This is a genomic window from Rhodococcus sp. AD45-ID (assembly GCF_003023755.1).
In the GTDB taxonomy this organism is placed as follows: domain Bacteria; phylum Actinomycetota; class Actinomycetes; order Mycobacteriales; family Mycobacteriaceae; genus Rhodococcus_F; species Rhodococcus_F globerula.
The window spans coordinates 922,165-939,606 of sequence record NZ_PYHL01000002.1; the positions used below are offsets into that span (position 1 = coordinate 922,165).

At 62.9% G+C, this 17,442-nt stretch carries 16 protein-coding genes; 9 read left to right on the forward strand and 7 right to left on the reverse strand.

Annotated elements, in window-relative coordinates:
* Window positions 1–147: 147 nt before the first annotated feature.
* The gene (locus C7T36_RS20465; RefSeq protein WP_045067412.1) at window positions 148–1,269 is read left to right on the forward strand and encodes a DUF4192 domain-containing protein; all 1,122 of its coding nucleotides are present in this window, start codon (window positions 148–150) and stop codon (window positions 1,267–1,269) included.
* A 31-nt stretch (window positions 1,270–1,300) separates the two neighbouring features.
* Here the strand turns inward: C7T36_RS20465 and galE are convergent, their stop codons facing one another.
* Both galE and C7T36_RS20475 read right to left on the reverse strand, forming a co-directional pair.
* Complete coding sequence (gene galE / locus C7T36_RS20470) at window positions 1,301–2,284, reverse strand: UDP-glucose 4-epimerase GalE (protein WP_045067413.1); 984 nt, start codon at window positions 2,282–2,284, stop codon at window positions 1,301–1,303.
* An 8-nt stretch (window positions 2,285–2,292) separates the two neighbouring features.
* Window positions 2,293–2,979, reverse strand: a complete 687-nt coding sequence (locus C7T36_RS20475; protein ID WP_033234793.1) for a metal-dependent transcriptional regulator — start codon at window positions 2,977–2,979, stop codon at window positions 2,293–2,295.
* A gap of 176 nt (window positions 2,980–3,155) precedes the next feature.
* On the opposite strand from C7T36_RS20475, the gene C7T36_RS20480 reads away from it, so the two are divergent.
* Window positions 3,156–4,427 carry an acetoin utilization protein AcuC gene (locus C7T36_RS20480; protein WP_045067415.1) on the forward strand — a complete coding sequence of 424 codons (1,272 nt, stop codon included), beginning with the start codon at window positions 3,156–3,158 and terminating at the stop codon, window positions 4,425–4,427.
* Window positions 4,420–7,140 carry a bifunctional GNAT family N-acetyltransferase/acetate--CoA ligase family protein gene (locus C7T36_RS20485; protein WP_045067417.1) on the forward strand — a complete coding sequence of 907 codons (2,721 nt, stop codon included), beginning with the start codon at window positions 4,420–4,422 and terminating at the stop codon, window positions 7,138–7,140. The genes C7T36_RS20480 and C7T36_RS20485 overlap by 8 nt, the downstream gene beginning before the upstream one ends.
* Before the next feature lie 102 nt (window positions 7,141–7,242).
* Here the strand turns inward: C7T36_RS20485 and C7T36_RS20490 are convergent, their stop codons facing one another.
* The 3 genes from C7T36_RS20490 to C7T36_RS20500 all read right to left on the reverse strand — a co-directional run bounded on the left by C7T36_RS20490 (window position 7,243) and on the right by C7T36_RS20500 (window position 10,264).
* Complete coding sequence (locus tag C7T36_RS20490; protein ID WP_033234790.1) at window positions 7,243–8,214, reverse strand: sigma-70 family RNA polymerase sigma factor; 972 nt, start codon at window positions 8,212–8,214, stop codon at window positions 7,243–7,245.
* 163 nt (window positions 8,215–8,377) lie between these two features.
* Window positions 8,378–9,862, reverse strand: coding sequence for a class I SAM-dependent methyltransferase (locus C7T36_RS20495; protein WP_045067418.1), 1,485 nt, complete (start codon window positions 9,860–9,862; stop codon window positions 8,378–8,380).
* Window positions 9,863–9,904: 42 nt separating this feature from the next.
* Window positions 9,905–10,264, reverse strand: coding sequence for a DUF3099 domain-containing protein (locus C7T36_RS20500; protein ID WP_045067419.1), 360 nt, complete (start codon window positions 10,262–10,264; stop codon window positions 9,905–9,907).
* 85 nt (window positions 10,265–10,349) lie between these two features.
* On the opposite strand from C7T36_RS20500, the gene C7T36_RS20505 reads away from it, so the two are divergent.
* Window positions 10,350–10,586 carry a DUF3039 domain-containing protein gene (locus tag C7T36_RS20505; protein ID WP_033234787.1) on the forward strand — a complete coding sequence of 79 codons (237 nt, stop codon included), beginning with the start codon at window positions 10,350–10,352 and terminating at the stop codon, window positions 10,584–10,586.
* On the opposite strand, the gene C7T36_RS20510 is transcribed toward C7T36_RS20505, so the two are convergent.
* On the reverse strand, window positions 10,559–11,860 hold the full coding sequence (locus tag C7T36_RS20510) for a YihY/virulence factor BrkB family protein (protein ID WP_045067420.1): 1,302 nt from the start codon (window positions 11,858–11,860) through the stop codon (window positions 10,559–10,561). The two genes, C7T36_RS20505 and C7T36_RS20510, sit on opposite strands and share 28 nt — an antisense overlap.
* Window positions 11,861–12,115: 255 nt before the next feature.
* Between C7T36_RS20510 and C7T36_RS20515 the strand changes: the two genes are divergently transcribed.
* Window positions 12,116–13,897, forward strand: a complete 1,782-nt coding sequence (locus C7T36_RS20515; protein ID WP_033234785.1) for a DEAD/DEAH box helicase — start codon at window positions 12,116–12,118, stop codon at window positions 13,895–13,897.
* Window positions 13,898–13,996: 99 nt separating this feature from the next.
* Here C7T36_RS20515 and C7T36_RS20520 read toward each other — a convergent pair whose 3' ends face one another.
* A complete protein-coding gene (locus tag C7T36_RS20520) occupies window positions 13,997–14,188 on the reverse strand; it encodes a hypothetical protein (protein WP_033234784.1) in 192 nt (63 codons plus the stop codon).
* A gap of 234 nt (window positions 14,189–14,422) precedes the next feature.
* Here C7T36_RS20520 and C7T36_RS20525 point away from each other — a divergent pair, with 234 nt between their 5' ends.
* From C7T36_RS20525 to C7T36_RS20540, 4 genes are all read left to right on the forward strand, one after another.
* Window positions 14,423–14,800, forward strand: a complete 378-nt coding sequence (locus tag C7T36_RS20525; protein ID WP_045067422.1) for a DUF952 domain-containing protein — start codon at window positions 14,423–14,425, stop codon at window positions 14,798–14,800.
* Window positions 14,801–14,886: 86 nt separating this feature from the next.
* Window positions 14,887–15,369: a cation:proton antiporter regulatory subunit gene (locus C7T36_RS20530; protein WP_033234782.1), complete on the forward strand. Its 483-nt coding sequence runs from the start codon at window positions 14,887–14,889 to the stop codon at window positions 15,367–15,369.
* A gap of 7 nt (window positions 15,370–15,376) precedes the next feature.
* Window positions 15,377–16,549: a cation:proton antiporter gene (locus C7T36_RS20535; protein WP_033234781.1), complete on the forward strand. Its 1,173-nt coding sequence runs from the start codon at window positions 15,377–15,379 to the stop codon at window positions 16,547–16,549.
* 21 nt (window positions 16,550–16,570) lie between these two features.
* Window positions 16,571–17,377, forward strand: a complete 807-nt coding sequence (locus tag C7T36_RS20540) for a tyrosine-protein phosphatase (RefSeq protein ID WP_045067425.1) — start codon at window positions 16,571–16,573, stop codon at window positions 17,375–17,377.
* The last annotated feature ends 65 nt before the right edge of the window (window positions 17,378–17,442 follow it).

A 17,442-nucleotide genomic window follows, 5' to 3' on the forward strand; every position in this document is an offset into this window, starting at 1 on the left:
ACGACGCACCGACACTCATCACGTAGTCGGTGCCTGTGTTGGTGATTCATCCACAACAAAATTGGTTCTGCACAGCTGAGCTTCATGAGCTTCGTTTTGCCAGGTCGAGCGCACCGGGCTGGTGGTTGCTCTTGACATGGTCTACCCATGACAACATCACCGTTTTCCCGGGAATTCGAATCCTCCGACGACCAGGCGCAGAGTTGGGCGTCGCGTGAGTCCGAACACCTTTCGGAACCAGGCGAGCTGATCGCTGCGATCCCAGCGTTGATGGGGTTCAGCCCCGAAGACTCCGTCGTCGCGTTGTGCCTGATGGACACCACACCAAAAACACTCGGACCGATCATGAGGCACGACTACTTTCCGAACATCGGCTCCGAGTTGGCTCCGGCGATGCACTCGGCCCTCGAGCAATTTGTTCGAGTCTGTGCGACAGAAGGAACAGTCGCGGTGATCCTGGTAATGATCGGAGACCATCCGTTGGGGGAATTATTCGACATCGCAGCGGAATTCAACGACATGCTTACCGGCAACGGCGTCGAACTCGTCGATGTGTTCGCGGTACCGGTGATCGCGAGGGGTCGCGACTGGATGAGCATCCTCGCGCCGGATCGGTATGGGCGCCTGCCCGATCCCGGTTCGTCCTCTGTCGCGGCCGCCCAGGTCCTCGGCGGCCGTGTCATCCGAGCGTCGCGGAGCGAGTTGGTGCGCTCGGTTCGTGGGCAATCGAGTAACCACGCGACGATCGGGTCGTTGATCGACCGGGGGCGCGCGCAGATCGCGTCGGCGCGGTGCGAGGCGCACTGCTCGAACGATCCCTTCGCTCAGGTGCGCCGGGAGGTCGAGGAAGTTCTGGCGTTTGTCGAGCGGATGCGGCGCGGAGTATTTCCCGACGCCCGTGAATGTGCGCACTTGGCACTGGTGTTGTCCGACGTGCGCGTCCGGGACACTGTCATGGGTCTAGCGGCAACGGAGTGCGCAGATTCTGCGGAAGCTTTGTGGGCGATCTTGACTCATGAACTTCCGGTTCCCGAATGTTCTTATCCCGCTACACTTCTGGGATTCTTCGCCTATTCCCGCGGTGATGGCCCACTGGCCGGTATCGCGCTCGCGTACGCGCTGGAGGCGGACCCCGAATACAGTCTGGCCGGCTTGCTCGACAAATCGCTGCAAGCCGGCATGCGACCGGACGGAATTCGCAGGCTGGCGGAAGTCGGACTCGACCTCGCCCGGGACTTCGACGTGAGTGCGATGCCCGAGGCGAGGTGAGTTGGACCTGGAGGACTTAAGCGTCGCAGATCTACCGAGCGGAGTGCGATGCAGAACCGAGGTCTTGCAGGAACTGCCAAGCATCCGCGACGATCACGTCGAGATCGGTGCGCGTCGGTGTCCACCCGAGTTCGGCAATTGCCTTGTCGCTGGACGCGATCAAGACGGCCGGGTCGCCGAGACGGCGTGGAGCGTCCTCGACATTGATCGGAAGTCCGGTCACCCGAGCACACGAAGCAATGACCTCGCGGACGCTGAATCCGGCACCGCTACCGAGGTTGTAGATGCGATGCTCGGACGGCGTGGACTTCTCCAAGGCGAGGAGATGAGCCTCGGCGAGATCGAGCACGTGGATGTAGTCCCGCACGGCAGTTCCGTCGGGCGTGGGCCAATCGGTGCCGAAGACCGAGATCTTGTCCCGCTGCCCGAGTGCAACCTGCAGCACCAACGGGATCAAATGTGTTTCGACAACCCGGTTTTCACCGGCAGACTTGTACGCACCGGCGACATTGAAGTAGCGCAAGCTGGTGGCGGCAAGACCGTGTGCGACGGAGTACGACGTGATCGCGTGGTCGATGGCGAGCTTCGACGCTCCGTACGGATTGGTAGGCCGAGTCGGAGCAGTCTCCATGATCGGAGTCTGCTCCGGCTCGCCATACGTCGCCGCAGTCGACGAGAACACCAACCTCGGAGTCCGAGAGTCGCGGATGGCCTCGAGGAGCGCGAGGGTTGTTACTACATTGCCCTGCCAGTACTTTTCGGGATGCAACACCGATTCGCCGACGAGTGACTGCGCGGCAAAATGCAGAACACCGTCGAAAATCGGGGAGTTGCCGAGGACCTTCGCCGCCGTCTTGGCTACATCACCTTCGATGAAGTCGGCGCCGGCTGGGACGGCGTCGGCATTTCCGGTGGATAGGTCGTCGATCACAACGACCTCGTGTCCGCGTTCGAGTAGTACTGTGCTGCAGACACTGCCGACGTAGCCGGCACCGCCGGTAACCAAAAGTTTCATGAAATTCCTCAGACCAGCTTTACCTGTACGGCGTGCGCCATTTCTTCTGCCAACTCCACACCGTCGTGGCCGGGCACGATGATCGTCACTGAACCCGGGCGGGTCTCGACGGTCACCCTGGCGTCCGGAACGACGCCGGCGTCTCGCAGTTGCGCGATCACATCGGGATCGGACTGCACGTGCTCGGCGAGCCTGCGCACAACCACAGCCGTCGGCTTGCCCGCCGGAACATCGGTGAGGCGCATCAAGGTTTCGGCTGGATTGCTCGGCCCGTCCAGACCCAGCTGATCCAGCCCGGGAATCGGATTACCGTACGGCGACGTGGTCGGGTTGTTCAGAACGACGACGAGTCGGCGCTCGACGTCCTCGCTCATCACATGCTCCCAGCGGCACGCCTCTGCATGCACGTCTTCCCACTTCAAGCCGATGATGTCCACCAACAGGCGTTCTGCCAAGCGGTGCTTGCGCATGACCGAAACGGCCAAGTCGCGGCCCTTGTCGGTGAGCTCCAGGTGTCGATCGCCGGCAACCATCAGCAATCCGTCGCGCTCCATGCGCGCAACGGTCTGGCTCACGGTGGGTCCGCTCTGCTCGAGCCGTTCGGCGATCCGCGCCCGGAGTGGGACGACGCCCTCTTCTTCCAAGTCGTAGATCGTCCGGAGATACATCTCCGTGGTGTCGACTAGATCCTTCACACTCAACCCCTTCGTCAACGGCCATTCTACCGTTCGGTTCCGGAAACTTGTGCCGCTCCATCAGCGGCGAGTCCGGCTGTTCGGCCGGTGGCGACATCCCTGGTGTGACGGCCTGGACACACTTTCGAGAACAGTGTGGTGCACGGCACGAATCGAACACGAAGTAGCGTGTTCCCATGACCGCCTCGATCAGATCTGACGAGGACCCCACGATGCCTCGAGCGAATCGAGTTGTGGTGTGGAGTCCGGAGTACCTGAGTTATCGGTGGAGTAACGATCACCCGATGAATCCGACCCGCCTCGACCTGACGATGGAACTCTCGCGTGGCCTGGGACTGCTCGAGGGAATCGAGTTCCTCGAGCCGACACCTGCCAGTGACGTCGACCTCCTCCGCATACACACGCCCGCCTACCTCGCCGCCGTCAAATCAGCGGGCCACTCAGCATCCAACGGTGTTACCGGTGCGGATGTTCCCCACGGTCTCGGGACCGAGGACAACCCGGTCTTTCCGCAGATGCACGAGGCGAGCGCAATTCTTGCCGGTGGTTCCCTGGCCGCTGCCAAGGAAATCGCGTCGGGCCGCACCCGTCGGGCCGTGAGTATCGGCGGCGGCATGCACCACGCGATGGCGGACTGGGCCTCGGGATTCTGCGTCTACAACGACGCGGCCGTCGCGATCTCCTGGCTACTCGACAACGGGTACGACCGCATCGCGTACATCGACGTCGACGCACATCACGGTGACGGCGTGCAGCACGCTTTTCTCGGCGACCCACGAGTTTTGACGGTGTCTCTGCATCAGCATCCGGCAACGCTGTGGCCCAATACCGGTTGGTCCAGCGAAGTCGGGGACGGCGCGGCGGAGGGTACGGCTGTCAACATCCCGGTGTTGCCGGGAACCGTAGACGCATTGTGGCTGCGGGCATTTCACGCGGTGGTGCCCGGTGCGATCGCCGCGTTCCGGCCCCAGATCATCATCAGCCAGTGTGGGGTCGACTCGCATCGGGAAGACCCGCTCGCTGATCTGGCGTTGACCGTCGACGGTCAACGAGCGGCGTTCATCGCGATGCGTGATCTTGCCGACCGCTACTCCGAAGGACGATGGCTGGCGGTCGGTGGTGGTGGGTACGGGCTGGTGCGGATCGTTCCGCGGGCGTGGACGCATCTCATCGCGGCAGCGCTTGATCGTGACATCGATGTGAACACGCCACTTCCGGACGGTTGGAAGGAAAAGACCGGGGCGATGGCACCGGGCGTCGAACTTCCCGAGGTCATGGGGGACGGCGGCGACATCAACTTCTCGAAGTGGGACGGGCCGGGCGGTACGCCCGAAACCGGAGTGGCGTCGGTAGACAGAGCGCTCACCCGCATCGATTCCGCCATCATCGCGACGCGCCGCGCTGCGTTTCCCCTTCTCGGACTCGACCCGGAGGATCCCCGTGACTGAACAGTCCGACCCCAAGTCCGACTCTAAAGAATCCGACACCGAAGCCAAGACAGACGCTGCGGTGGATGCGGCGCACAACTATCCGCACGAGTGGGTTGTCGACGTGCTCGCCTCGGACGGCGGCGCGGTTGCCCTGCGGCCGATCGTCCCCGAGGACGCGGACAAGCTTGTCGAATTCCACGGCAAGCTCTCCGAGCGCACGCGGTATCTGCGGTACTTCGGCCCTTACCCCACGATGTCAAAGCGCGACGTCACGAACTTCACGACGGTCGATCACCACAATCGGGTCGCGTTTGTCATGATGCTGGGCGACGAGATCATCGCCGTCGGCCGGTACGAGCGTCTACTCGACGTCGGTGACGGCAAGTCGGCGGAGGTGGCATTTGTTGTCGCCGACGCCCATCAGGGTCGCGGCCTTGGCCCCATCCTGCTCGAGTACCTGGCAGCGGCAGCCGCGGAAAACGGGCTGACGATGTTCGTGGCGGAGGTCCTGTCCGAGAACCGCAACATGGTCACCGTCTTCCGCGAGGCCGGATATCAGGTCAGCCGAACGTTCGACGGGGGAGTGCTGCGCCTGGAGTTCGCGATCGACCCCACAGAAGCCCTTGTCTCCGTGCGTAATTCCCGTGAGCGGGCGGCTGAGGCCAGGAGTATGGGCAACGTGCTCAGTCCGCGGTCCGTTGCCGTGATCGGAGCGTCGGCCGACCCGGCGAAGGTCGGCAACGCCGTACTGACCAACCTTCTGCGTGGCGGGTTCACCGGCCCTGTCTATCCGGTCAATGCCGAACATCGTTCCGTACACGGAGTTCGGGCATACAAGACTGTTCGCGAGATTCCCGACGACGTCGATCTTGCGGTGGTTGCCGTCCCCGCCGAATCCATCAGTTCGGTTCTCGACGACTGCCTCGACAAGGGTGTCAAGGCGCTGGTTGTCGTGTCGTCGGGATTCAGTGACAGCGGCCCGGACGGTCGCGCATCTGAGCGGAAACTTGTCCATGCGGCCCGCGCGCACGGGATGCGTCTCATCGGACCCAATGCGCTGGGGGTGGCAAACAACGATCCAGCGATTTCCCTGAACGCGACGCTGGCGCCGGTTCTTCCGGCGGCAGGCAACGTCGGGTTCTTCTGCCAGTCTGGTGCTTTGGGAATCGCGATCCTCGACGAGGCCGCGCGCAGTCGAATCGGGTTGTCGGCCTTCGTCTCTGCCGGTAACCGTGCCGATGTGTCCGGCAACGACCTTCTGCAGTACTGGGATTCGGATCAGTCCACCGAAGTGGTTCTCCTGTACTTGGAGAGCTTCGGTAACCCGCGAAAGTTCTCCCGGATCGCAAGGCGCGTGGCGCGTAAGAAGCCGATCGTGGCAGTCAAGAGCGGACGCCACGCAGTGCCACCCGTGCTGGCGGCCACCGGAGTCGAGATCGACGATTCCATTGTCCGCGCGCTGTTCGAGCAGGCCGGTGTCATCCAGGTCGGGTCGATCTCCCAATTGTTCGACTGCGCACTGCTGTTCGGTTATCAACCGTTGCCGGCCGGCCCGCGTCTTGCAGTCATCGGCAACTCCACTGCTCTTGGTGTACTGGCCGCAGACGCAGCCCGTAGCGAAGGGCTCCAAGTCAGCGATCCGATCGACTTGGGTGCCCAGGCCAGTCCCGAGTTGTTTGCGTCAGCGGTGCGTGATGCCTTGGCGTCCTTCGACGTCGACGCCGTCATCGCGGTCTTCGTTCCACCGGTCGCCATCCCGGTCGAACCCTTCGCGAAAGCGCTCAAGGATGCGGTAGCGGGATCGGACAAGCCCATTCTCACGACGTTCCTGGCCGCGGAGGGAGTGCCGGAGGTGCTGACTGTCCGCGATGACGCCGGCAATCCGACTCGGGGATCGGTGCCGTCGTATCCGGGACCGGAGCGTGCGGCACTGGCGTTGGCGCGGGCCTGGCGATATGCCGAATGGCGAAGCAAGCCCGCGTCCAAGGTGGTGCGGCCAGCCGGCATCGACTCCGAGCGGGCTCGCCAGATGGTTGCCGCCTGGCTCGAAAACTCCCCCGGTCGTTGGCTTTCCGACTTCGAGGCATCGGAACTTCTGGCGTGCTACGGCGTCGACGTCGTCGAATTCCGCTCGGTCCTGAGCGAAGACGAAGCCGTAGAGGCAGCCGACGCACTCGGGTACCCCGTGGTGGTGAAGGCAACCGGCGAACTATGGCGCCATCGCCCGGATCTTGGTGGTGTGCGCCTCGACCTTGTCGGGCCGGATTCGGTTCGACTCGCGTACAGCGACCTTGCTGCCGCGTCGGGGGAGCCGCTCCTGCACGTGCAGAAGATGGCGCCAAAGGGTATCGGGTGTGTTGTGGCCGTGCAGGACGACCCGTCGTTCGGTTCACTGATCTCGTTCGGCCTGGCCGGCGTGATCTCGGATCTCCTCGGTGACCGGGCTTACCGAGTCCTGCCGCTGACCGAGGACGCCGCCACCGAATTGATCGACGCTCCCAAAGCTGCGCCGCTGCTCTCCGGATACCGCAACGCCGTCCCCGTCAACAAGGGTGCGCTGGTGGATCTGGTGCAGCGGATCTCGACGTTGGCCGACGATATCCCCGAAGTTCGGGAGCTTGCCTGCGAGCCGGTACTGGCGTCCGCTGTCGGCGCCGAGATCACGGACGCCCGGGTGCGCATCGGACCGGAACCGAGCGCCGTGGATCTGGGGCCCCGCCGACTGCGCTGAACCGCGCGTTCGACACCCAGCGTTCAATACGAAAAAGCCGGCCACCGTACGTTCCCGATGGGAGAACATACGGTGGCCGGTGAGTGTCACACGGCGCCGCGATCAGCTGGCGTAGGAGCGCAACTTCTCGGCACGATCGCCGACACGGAGCTTGCCCATAACCTCGCGCTCGATCTGGCGCACCCGCTCGCGGGAGAGCCCGAAGAGCTTGCCGATCTGGTCGAGGGTGCGCGGCTGGCCGTCGTCGAGGCCGTAGCGCAGGCGGATGACCTGCTGCTCACGCTCGTCGAGGGTGCCGAGCACGCTGCGGACGTCGCTGTGCAGCAAACCGGCGATGACGGCGTTCTCGGCCGATGTTGCCTCGGCATCTTCGATGAAGTCGCCCAAAGGTGCTTCTTCATCGCTGCCGACGGGCATGTCCAGGCTTACCGGGTCGCGGCTGTGGTCGAGAAGATCCGCGATCTTGTGTGCCGGGATTCCCGACTCCTCCGCCAATTCGTCGTCGGTCGCTTCGCGTCCGAGCTGCTGATGGAGTTCGCGTTTGATGCGGGCCAGCTTGTTGACCTGCTCGACGAGGTGGACTGGCAGACGGATGGTGCGGCTCTGATCAGCCATTCCGCGGGTGATGGCCTGGCGAATCCACCAGGTGGCGTACGTCGAGAACTTGAAGCCCTTTGCGTAGTCGAACTTCTCCATCGCGCGGATCAAGCCGAGGTTTCCCTCCTGAATCAGATCCAAGAGGGGCATGCCGCGACCGGTGTACCGCTTGGCCAGCGATACGACGAGTCGCAGGTTCGCTTCCAGGAGGTGGCTGCGTGCCGACTCTCCCTCACGAACGATTGTTGCGAGATCCCTCTTCTTGGCAGCTGTCAGGCGCTTTCCCGTAGCCAGAACGTGGCTGGCGTACAGCCCCGCTTCGATTCGCTTCGCCAGTTCGACTTCGTCTGCTGCTGTCAGCAGTGCGGTGCGACCGATTCCGTTCAGATAGACACGAACCAGGTCTGCTGACGGGCTCTGGGCGTCCAGATCCGCAGCGCTCGGACGAATGCGAGTAGTGGTGCTGGGGCTTGTCATGACTTGCCTCCCTATCGGCGGTCTCTCACAAGGTTCAACGCGTGAGAGTTCCGAGATAGTTCCCGCAGCGATTTCGTCGAAATTGCTCTGACCTGCTGTGTTCCCCGGGCAGTCCTGAGAAGTTGCTGAGAACCCGAAAATCTGCAACCCAATCGGAACTCGACTACGTGACAGGCAACACCAATCCGTGACGTACGAGTGACACGAGCAGAGTGACGACGCCGGCACTGAGAACTTCGGGGTCTTCACCGTTTGCGGCGGCAAGAAGCTCGACCAATTCCTCGACCACAAGTCCGTCGGCCCGCAGGCCCGCCAGTAGTGCGGCACCGAGGTCGTCGATCTCATGCTGCCAGTGTGGTCCGTTGCCACGGTGAATCCGAGTGACAACCTGCTGCCACCCTTCTTCGCCGGGAAGATAGACGCGTTCGAGGGCGGTGTTCGGATCGACGACAAACCGCTCCTGCAGCACGTCGTGTTCACGCAGCCAGGCAACCCGGTCGAAGTACGCCAGCGCCTCGGGCCCGAGCGGGTCGGAGAAACCGTGCAGGAGATCTTCGGCCATCAAGTCCGTCGGCGAGTCCGTTCGGCGCAAGAAGACGAAACCGAATCCCACACCTTCCACGTGCGATTCCTCGAGATGATCGAGCCACGCATTGGCGCGTTCCTCGGTGGCGGGGTCCCGCGGGTCCTGGCCGCCGTCCTTGAGCCACGTCCCGACGTACAGCGCGGGATCCGCGACGTCACGCTGCACCACCCAGGCGTCGACACCGTGTGCCGGCAGCCACGACGCGATCCGCGATCGCCAGTCTTCGCCCTCGACATGGACCCACGACGCCAGCAGCGCTGCGGTGCCACCGGGATTCAGATAGTCGACGGACCGCGAGATCATCAGTTCGCTGGCCCCGTCGAGATCGAGACCGGAATCTCGATAGGTGTGGTGAACGCGGGCCTCGCCGACGACAAAGGGGGGATTGGCGACAACCTGGTCGAAGGTTCGTCCCTCGATCGGTTCGAACCACGAACCCTGATGCAATTCGACGTCGAGGCCGTTGAGCGCCATAGTTGCTGCGGTGAGATCGATCGCGCGCTGGTTGATGTCCGTCGCGGTGACGGAATCAGCGTAGGTCTTGGCGTGCAGGGCTTGGATTCCGCAGCCGGTGCCCACATCGAGAACTGTTCCGACGCGAGACGTCGGCGTTGCCTGCAGCAATGACAGTGAGGCGTGGCCAACACCGAGGACGTGGTCGCTGGTTGTGGACTGCTTCGGCCGAATTCCACCGTCCAGGTCTGAAATCACCCAATGATCGCCGGCACCGACGTCGATGGGCCGCAGATCCACGGCGGCACGCACAGCGGAGTCGGCTGAATTTTCGAGCAGACCGGCTTCGATCGCATCGTCGACCGTCAGCGGCGCCAGCGCGGCGGCGACGTCCTCGCGAGCACAGTCGTCGGCGAGAAGGAACAACCGGATGAGAACACCGATTTCTCCGTGCTCACGGCTCGCGCGTCGCACCGGAACCGGTTCACTGCGACCGAGCGCTGCGTGAACTTCCGGACCGAGCAGCTCGAGCAGGGTGTCGGTGTCGAACCGATTGCGCAGCAGAGCCGTGCGCAGCGCAGGGGTGATGGACAGGAGAGTTGTGCTCACCCGGACATTCTCGCAGGCGACGAATTTCTACCAGGTGATGCGTCAGCTCTCGATGATGTGATGCGGACTCGACTCGATCTCGCCGGCGTTGCGGCGTCGGCCGTCGTAGCGACTCGGCTCGTCCTTCGTGCGCGGTGGTCGATCATTTGCGATGAGGACCGCGATCCACGGAAGTGGGATGGACGCACCGATAATCAGCATCGAGACCCAGCCGTTCTCCCAAATGCCATACGCGATGGCAGCCAGAATCAACGCGGGGAAACGGAAAGCCATGATCGTCATGTACTTCCGCACGCGCGCTTTGTGCTGCTCGTCGATGGACAGCTGTGCTTCGGTGATCAATACGGGATTGTCGGGTGTTCCGGCTTCGTCGGGGTGACCGAACGCGCCATTTCTTGCCATAGCTCCACTGTTCCACTCTCGGCCGACAATTGCACACGCGGCCCGACGCTCGCACCGCTGCCGCGTAGACGGCATTATTGGAGGTATGAGCACCCAAACCAAGGAACGTCCCGACGTCTCGACCGACGAAACGACCGATGACGACACCCCGAAGGTCTTTCACTACGTCAAGAAGAACAAGATCGCCGAAAGCGCCGTGATGGGCACCCATGTGGTTGCACTGTGCGGCGAGGTCTTTCCGGTCACCAAGTCTGCGAAGCCGGGATCGCCCGTGTGTCCCGACTGCAAGAAGATCTACGAAGGACTTCGCAAAGGCGAATGACCGGGCAATCGGGAACGGCGTCGTTGCGCCGGATCCGATCCGCAGTCCGAACTCGGCGACTCGACAGTGTCAGTGCAGTCGGTCGCCGGGTTCGTTTCTGCTCCGATGCCGTCGCAATCCTTGACGTCTGAGCTGGCACGGCCGTCCGAGCTGGCACGGCCGTCCGAGCTGGCACAGCCGTCCGAGTTGGCGCGCCGACTTCGCGGCCGACCGTAGGTCGGTACTGCCGCCGGATCGGACTTGTCACCGGACACCCGAATCGGACTTGTTGCCAGGTGCCACGTCAGAGTGGTCACCGGCCCGGCGCTGTTGTCGTCGTCCTGCTGTGCGGCCAGCCACTCGCGGACCTGTTCCAGGCGCGTCGCTCGCGCCGGCCAGAATTCTTGCACCGTCGCGTTGAACTCGGCGCCGAGCACCACTGCAAAGCCGAGGAAGAATGTGAACAGCAGGAAGGCGATCGGCGTCGCCAAGGCTCCGTAGGTGTAGCCGGTGCCCGTGACAAATCCCAGGTACCAGCGCAATCCGGTGCTCGCGGCCATGAAGAACACACCGGCCACCAGTGCGCCCGCGAGAAGTCGATGCCACGGCAGGGACTTCGGTAGCGCGACTTTGTACAGCGTTGTCAGGCCGATGATGACCAGCAGGCCTACGGCCGGGTAGTAGAAGGTGTCGACCAGGTTGGAGCCCACGTCGTACCACGACGGTGGCAACACACGTCCGATCATGGTCGGGCCGAGCGCGACCATCGGCAGGATGAACACGGCCATCCCGAGGAACATCACGTAGAGCAGTAGCGCAAAAATTCGCTGCCAGATCGCGTTACGGGCATCCTTCTGCCCGTGCGCTTCGACAATCGAATCCACGAACGTCGAGATCGCCGACGAACCGGCCCACAGCGACAGCAGGAAGCCGACCGAGATGATTTCCGGCCGGCCGCGCTGGAGAACGTCGGTGACCGTCGGCCTGATGATCTGATCGACGACGTTTTCGCTGAAGATCGTCCCGCTGAACGTGACGATCTTCGACTCGATGATCTCGACCGTGTTCGGTCCGAACCAGCCGCCGATGTAACCGATCATGCCGAGCAATCCCAGCAGTAGCGGCGCCAGTGAGAGTGTCTGCCAGAACGCAGCCGTTGCGGCTTTGCCGAAGATCGAGTCGTCCCAAGCCTTGCTCAGAGTGCGGCCGATCAGCTGGCCCGTGCGGCGCAGCGGATGCCATCTGCGGTGATGCAGATCACTTCCGTGCGTTTTCGGGCCCGCCTTTTCACTCATAATCACTCCAGCATTCCTGATGACACACCTCGTTGCCCAACCGTGGCGTCGCCGTGTCGCATATTTTTCCGCGGTGAGGTTGTGTCTCCGATCTCGCGAAACCTCGCGGCGGGGAGGGGATCGACAGTGAATCCGGCCATGCCCGGGCGCTTCGGGTGCGGCTTTCGTCGGTAGCGACAGTTAGGCTCGTCGCCGGACATTCATGAAAAATCTAGGAGCGCGAGGCAACAGTGCGATTCCAGCGGAGGCGCGCTTATGACGTCTGAGACAACGACGACAGAAGTGACAGGGGCAGCCGAAGTGAACAACTCGACCGAGAGTGCCGGAGCGCAACCGACGGCCTCGACAGGGTCGCTTCGCGCGTGGCAGCGGCGGGCACTCACCAAGTACTTGGCGAGCAGTCCTCGGGACTTTCTCGCGGTGGCAACACCGGGTGCAGGTAAGACGACATTTGCTCTTCGAGTGGCGTCGGAACTGCTTCGCGACCGGACTGTCGACCAGATCACCGTCGTTGCGCCCACCGAGCATCTGAAGCATCAGTGGGCGGAGTCGGCGCAACGTTCGGGCTTGTCGTTGGACTCGCGGTTCTCCAACTCCACCGGCCAGACGTCCAGCGACTATCACGGCGTCGTTCTGACGTATGCCCAGGTGGCGGCGCATCCTACTAAGCACCGAGTCCGGACCGAAGGTCGCAAGACCCTCGTGATTCTCGACGAGATCCACCACGGCGGTGACGCAAAAAGTTGGGGTGAGGCAATTCAGGAGGCGTTCGGCGACGCCACCCGCCGCTTGGCACTGACCGGAACTCCGTTCCGAAGTGACGACAGCGCAATACCTTTCATTCAGTACGAGCCCGACAAAGAGGGATTGCTCCGATCCAAAGCCGATCATTCCTACGGCTACTCCGACGCGCTCAAGGACGGCGTTGTCCGTCCGGTTGTCTTTCTCGCGTATTCCGGTGAGGCCCGCTGGCGCAACAATGCCGGCGAAGAGTTCACCGCCCGACTGGGTGAGCCGCTCAGTGCCGAGCAGACCGCCCGAGCCTGGCGCACCGCACTCGACCCTGCCGGCGATTGGATTCCCGCCGTCCTGCAAGCAGCAGACACCCGTTTGGGGCAGCTGCGTTCCACCGGTATGCCCGACGCCGGTGGGCTGGTCATCGCCACAGACCAGACTGTTGCTCGCGAATACGCCAAGGCGTTGACCGCGATCACGGGGGAGGAGCCCACCGTGGTCCTCTCCGACGATCCCACCGCGTCCAAGCGCATTGCGGAATTCGGTGCGAGCGACCAGAAATGGATGGTCGCCGTGCGCATGGTGTCGGAGGGCGTCGACGTTCCGCGTCTGGCCGTCGGCGTGTATGCGACCAGTGCATCGACACCGCTGTACTTCGCGCAGGCCATCGGCCGATTCGTGCGTTCACGGCGTAAAGGCGAGACCGCAAGCGTCTTCCTTCCGTCGGTACCGGTCCTGTTGGACCTCGCCGCTCAGTTGGAGGCCCAGCGCGATCACGTCCTTGGCAAGCCGCACCGCGAAAAGGACGGCCTCGACGACGATCTTCTCGCCGACGCCAACAAGCAGAAGGACGAACTCGGCGAGGAAGAGAAGGCGTTCACGTCCCTCGGTGCCGACGCCGAGCTCGACCAGGTGATCTACGACGGTGCCTCGTTCGGAACGGCCACGTTCTCCGGCAGCGACGAGGAAGCCGATTATCTCGGTCTGCCCGGTCTGCTCGACCCCGATCAGATGCGTGCACTCCTACGGCAACGCCAGGCAGAACAGGTGAACAACAACTCCGCCAAAGCGTCGGCTCCGGCGCCGACTGCCGCAGTGGTCGCCGAGCGCGCTGCTACCGCCGATCAACTGGGTGCCTTGCGACGCGAGCTCAATGGTCTGGTCGCGATGAATGTGCACCGCACCGGACGGCCTCACGGAATCATTCACGCCGAACTGCGTCGCGTGTGCGGTGGCCCGCCGACGGCAATCGCGACGGTCGATCAGCTCACCGAGCGCATTGCGATTCTGCGTAGCTGGTAGAAATCCTGAAGACGGCAAAACGGGCGATCACAGTGATTGTGATCGCCCGTTTCGGCGTTCATGGTGCGCCTCGCGAAGAGGCCACCCCCGGCTGACAGGTTAGTTTGCGGGTTCACTCTCGGAGACGACGGCATTCATCTCGCGAAGTCGATCCGCGTGTTCGGTTGCGTGGTGTCCGCAGAAGAGAAGCTCGCCGCCGGTGGGAAGCACGGCGCGTACGCGTGCTCCGGCACCGCACCGGTCGCACCGGTCGGCAGCGGTCAACTGTGGGCTGGTCAGTGTTCCGGGCATGACTCCTCCGTACTGGCTTGACGGCTTTCGTGCCGCGTGCCTGGGGCCTGGTCCGCCGCGTCGGAATGGCGCGGTAGATCCACTCTTACAGACGTTTGGCGTTCATGGGTTGTTCCCAGAAGAGTTTCTTAGTGTTGTGTCTCACTGGAAATGCGCTGGGCAGGCATTCTGTGTGCAGAATTGTTCGCTGAGAGCTGATTCAAATCCGCGTGTACAGAGCGATATTCTGGGGCGATGAACCAGGAAACCGGAACGGGCGCCGACGCATCGGCCGAGTTGCTCCATATGTGCACACGCGTCGAATGGGAGCGTGCGCAAGAGGTCGGGCAGCGCGTTCCCGACGGATTTGCCGCTGAGGGTTTTGTGCACATGTCGACGCCCACCCAGGTTCATCTACCGGCGAACCGGATCTTCGCGGGCCGAGACGACATAGTGTTGCTCTCCCTGGATCCGGCTCTGCTGGGAGCTGAAGTCAAGTGGGAACCGGGGGTGCCGTCGGATCCTGATTCGATGCGCTTTCCTCATCTGCTCGGGCCGATTCCCGTCGCGGCTGTCACTGCCGTTACTGCGTACATTCGCGACGAGAACGGTGCATTTCCGTCCCTGCGGTGACGCGATGGAATACGCAGCGCAGCACCGGTCGACGATAATTTCGCCCTCCTGCGAAATTTGTCACAGATCGGCGCTACCGTTGATATATGAATGTAGAAGTCACCCCTCTGCCGGGCATCGGGACTCGTAAGGATTTTGTCCTGGCCTCCGGTCGCCGCGTGGGTGTCGTCACTCATCGTGACGGACATACGGACCTCATCGTGTCCAAGGAAAACGATCCTGATGCGTGCGCCGCGTCGTTGCCGCTCACCACGGAAGAGGCCGCTGCACTGAGCAACCTGCTTGGTGCGCCGCAACTCGTGGCCCAGCTCGAAGACGAACACAGTGACATACCCGGGATCAGAACCAAACAGCTGTACATCAAGGACGGTTCCCGATACGACGGACAGACACTCGGCGACACCGGGATGCGGACACGCACCGGCGTCTCGATCGTCGCCGTGATGCGTGCCGGGCAGGTGAACCCGTCGCCGAACCCCGACTACACGTTCACCGGAGGTGATCTGCTGGTGGCAGTCGGTACACCCGACGGCTTGGCTGCCGCTGCAAAAATCCTGACCAACGGCTGACTGGCAGGTGGATACAACCACACTTGCACTCATCGAACTGGGCGCGGTCTTCTTCGCGCTCGGTCTTCTGGGAAGGCTCGCAGCACGATTCGGCATGTCGCCGATCCCGTTCTACCTGATCGGTGGCCTGTGCTTCGGTCAGGGTGGATTCATCCAACTCGGCGATATCGGCGAATTTGCGCACCTCGCAAGCGAAATCGGTATCGTGCTCCTCCTGCTCCTGCTGGGACTCGAGTACACCGCAGCCGAATTGATGACCGGGCTCAAACGGTCGAGGGTTGCCGGCATCGTCGACATCGTTCTCAACGCCACACCGGGCGCGGTAGTCGGTCTGATGCTCGGGTGGGGTGTTGTCGGCGCGACGGTCATGGCCGGTGTCACCTACATCTCGTCGTCGGGAATCATCGCGAAAGTTCTCAGCGACCTCGGACGTCTGGGCAACCGCGAAACACCCGTCGTTCTCTCGATCCTCGTGTTCGAGGATCTTGCGATGGCGGTGTACCTGCCGATTCTGACGGCGATGCTGGCGGGTGTCAGCTTCATGGGTGGACTCGAAGCTGTGGGAATTTCGCTGCTGGTCATCACCGTCGTGTTGGTGGTGGCCTTGCGATACGGACGGTATGTCTCGGCTCTGCTGGACAGTCCCGACAGTGAGACATTGCTCCTGAAGTTGCTTGGTGCTGCACTGCTGGTGGCCGGCGTCAGTTCCGCGATGCAGGTCTCCGCGGCGGTGGGGGCCTTCCTGCTCGGCATCGCGATTTCGGGTTCGACGGCACACAACGCCAGTCGGGTGCTCGAGCCCCTTCGTGATCTTTTTGCGGCGATGTTCTTCGTGGTGTTCGGACTCAGCACCGATCCAAGCACCATTCCGCCCGTGCTCGGGTGGGCTGCGATCTTGGCAGTCGTCACCGCGATCACCAAACTGATCACCGGGGCCTGGGCGGCAAAACGTCAGGGCGTGGCCCGCATGGGCCAGGCCAGGGCGGGCGCGGCACTGATCGCCCGCGGCGAGTTCTCGATCATCATCGCCGGTCTGGCAGTGTCCGCGGGTGCCGTAGAACCGGAACTCGCAGCGCTCGCAACGGCATACGTGCTTCTGATGGCCGTGATCGGTCCGGTTGCGGCGCGAGTTGTCGAACCGGTCACCTCGTTGTACATCAGAGTTCGCACAAAGTCCTGATTGCGACAATATTCTGGTTGGATGCCCAACGGATTCGCTCGTCCCGCCGCGACAGTGGCATGTGCCTTCCTGATCGCGTGTGCTCCGGTTCCCGCGTTTGCGGGCGGGATTCCCACCACAGACCAAGGCGTGGCGGCAGCGCAGGTTGTGGTCGATCGATCGCTGCACCTCGAGGGTGCGTCGAATGCGAGGGACGTCGGCGGCTATCGAACGTCGGATGGACGTACGGTTCGGATGGGACAGGTCTTTCGGACCAATGCACTCGACAAACTGACGCCCTCGGATCTTGCGGTGCTGCACCAGCGCGGCGTGGCGTCGGTCGACGACTTCCGGACGGTCGTCGAACGCGCCATGTCCCCGGACCGCATCCCGGAGGGTGCCCGGAGCAATTGGTTCGACGTGATCGGGACCAACCCGGCGAACTTCCCGGCTCTGGCGGATATGCCGTCGATGTACACGGTCATGGTGAGTGATCCCGGAGCGAGCCGAGCATTCCACGACGCACTGGCGAATATCGCTGACACGGACGGCGCTGTCCTGTACCACTGTTCGGCAGGCAAGGACCGAACCGGCTGGATGACTGCCGTTCTGCTGACACTGCTCGGTGTGTCCCGCGAAGACGTGAACGCCGACTACATGCTGAGCAACCAGTACCTGACCGGTCCCCGCACCGGCATAGCCTTCGTGGACGGTGTCGAGCAGTCGTGGCTGGATACGTCGTTCGCGACGGTCGAGCGCATCTATGGCAGTTTCGACAACTACGTCCGGTACGGCCTTCAGTTGAGCCAGGACGATATCGCACGGCTCGAGGACAAACTGTTGGCCTGACGCTGTACGAAAGGAAAAGAGCCGCTCCCCGAAGAACAGGGGAGCGGCTCTTTTTGTGGAGCTGG

Excerpts from the sequence above, each read along its gene's own strand:
- C7T36_RS20465 (WP_045067412.1), top strand. The coding sequence starts at position 148 with ATGACAACATCACCGTTTTCCCGGGAATTCGAATCCTCCGACGACCAG.
- galE (WP_045067413.1), bottom strand. The coding sequence starts at position 2,284 with ATGAAACTTTTGGTTACCGGCGGTGCCGGCTACGTCGGCAGTGTCTGC.
- C7T36_RS20480 (WP_045067415.1), top strand. The coding sequence starts at position 3,156 with ATGACCGCCTCGATCAGATCTGACGAGGACCCCACGATGCCTCGAGCG.
- C7T36_RS20490 (WP_033234790.1), bottom strand. The coding sequence starts at position 8,214 with ATGACAAGCCCCAGCACCACTACTCGCATTCGTCCGAGCGCTGCGGAT.
- C7T36_RS20500 (WP_045067419.1), bottom strand. The coding sequence starts at position 10,264 with ATGGCAAGAAATGGCGCGTTCGGTCACCCCGACGAAGCCGGAACACCC.
- C7T36_RS20505 (WP_033234787.1), top strand. The coding sequence starts at position 10,350 with ATGAGCACCCAAACCAAGGAACGTCCCGACGTCTCGACCGACGAAACG.
- C7T36_RS20510 (WP_045067420.1), bottom strand. The coding sequence starts at position 11,860 with ATGAGTGAAAAGGCGGGCCCGAAAACGCACGGAAGTGATCTGCATCAC.
- C7T36_RS20515 (WP_033234785.1), top strand. The coding sequence starts at position 12,116 with ATGACGTCTGAGACAACGACGACAGAAGTGACAGGGGCAGCCGAAGTG.
- C7T36_RS20520 (WP_033234784.1), bottom strand. The coding sequence starts at position 14,188 with ATGCCCGGAACACTGACCAGCCCACAGTTGACCGCTGCCGACCGGTGC.
- C7T36_RS20525 (WP_045067422.1), top strand. The coding sequence starts at position 14,423 with ATGAACCAGGAAACCGGAACGGGCGCCGACGCATCGGCCGAGTTGCTC.
- C7T36_RS20530 (WP_033234782.1), top strand. The coding sequence starts at position 14,887 with ATGAATGTAGAAGTCACCCCTCTGCCGGGCATCGGGACTCGTAAGGAT.
- C7T36_RS20540 (WP_045067425.1), top strand. The coding sequence starts at position 16,571 with ATGCCCAACGGATTCGCTCGTCCCGCCGCGACAGTGGCATGTGCCTTC.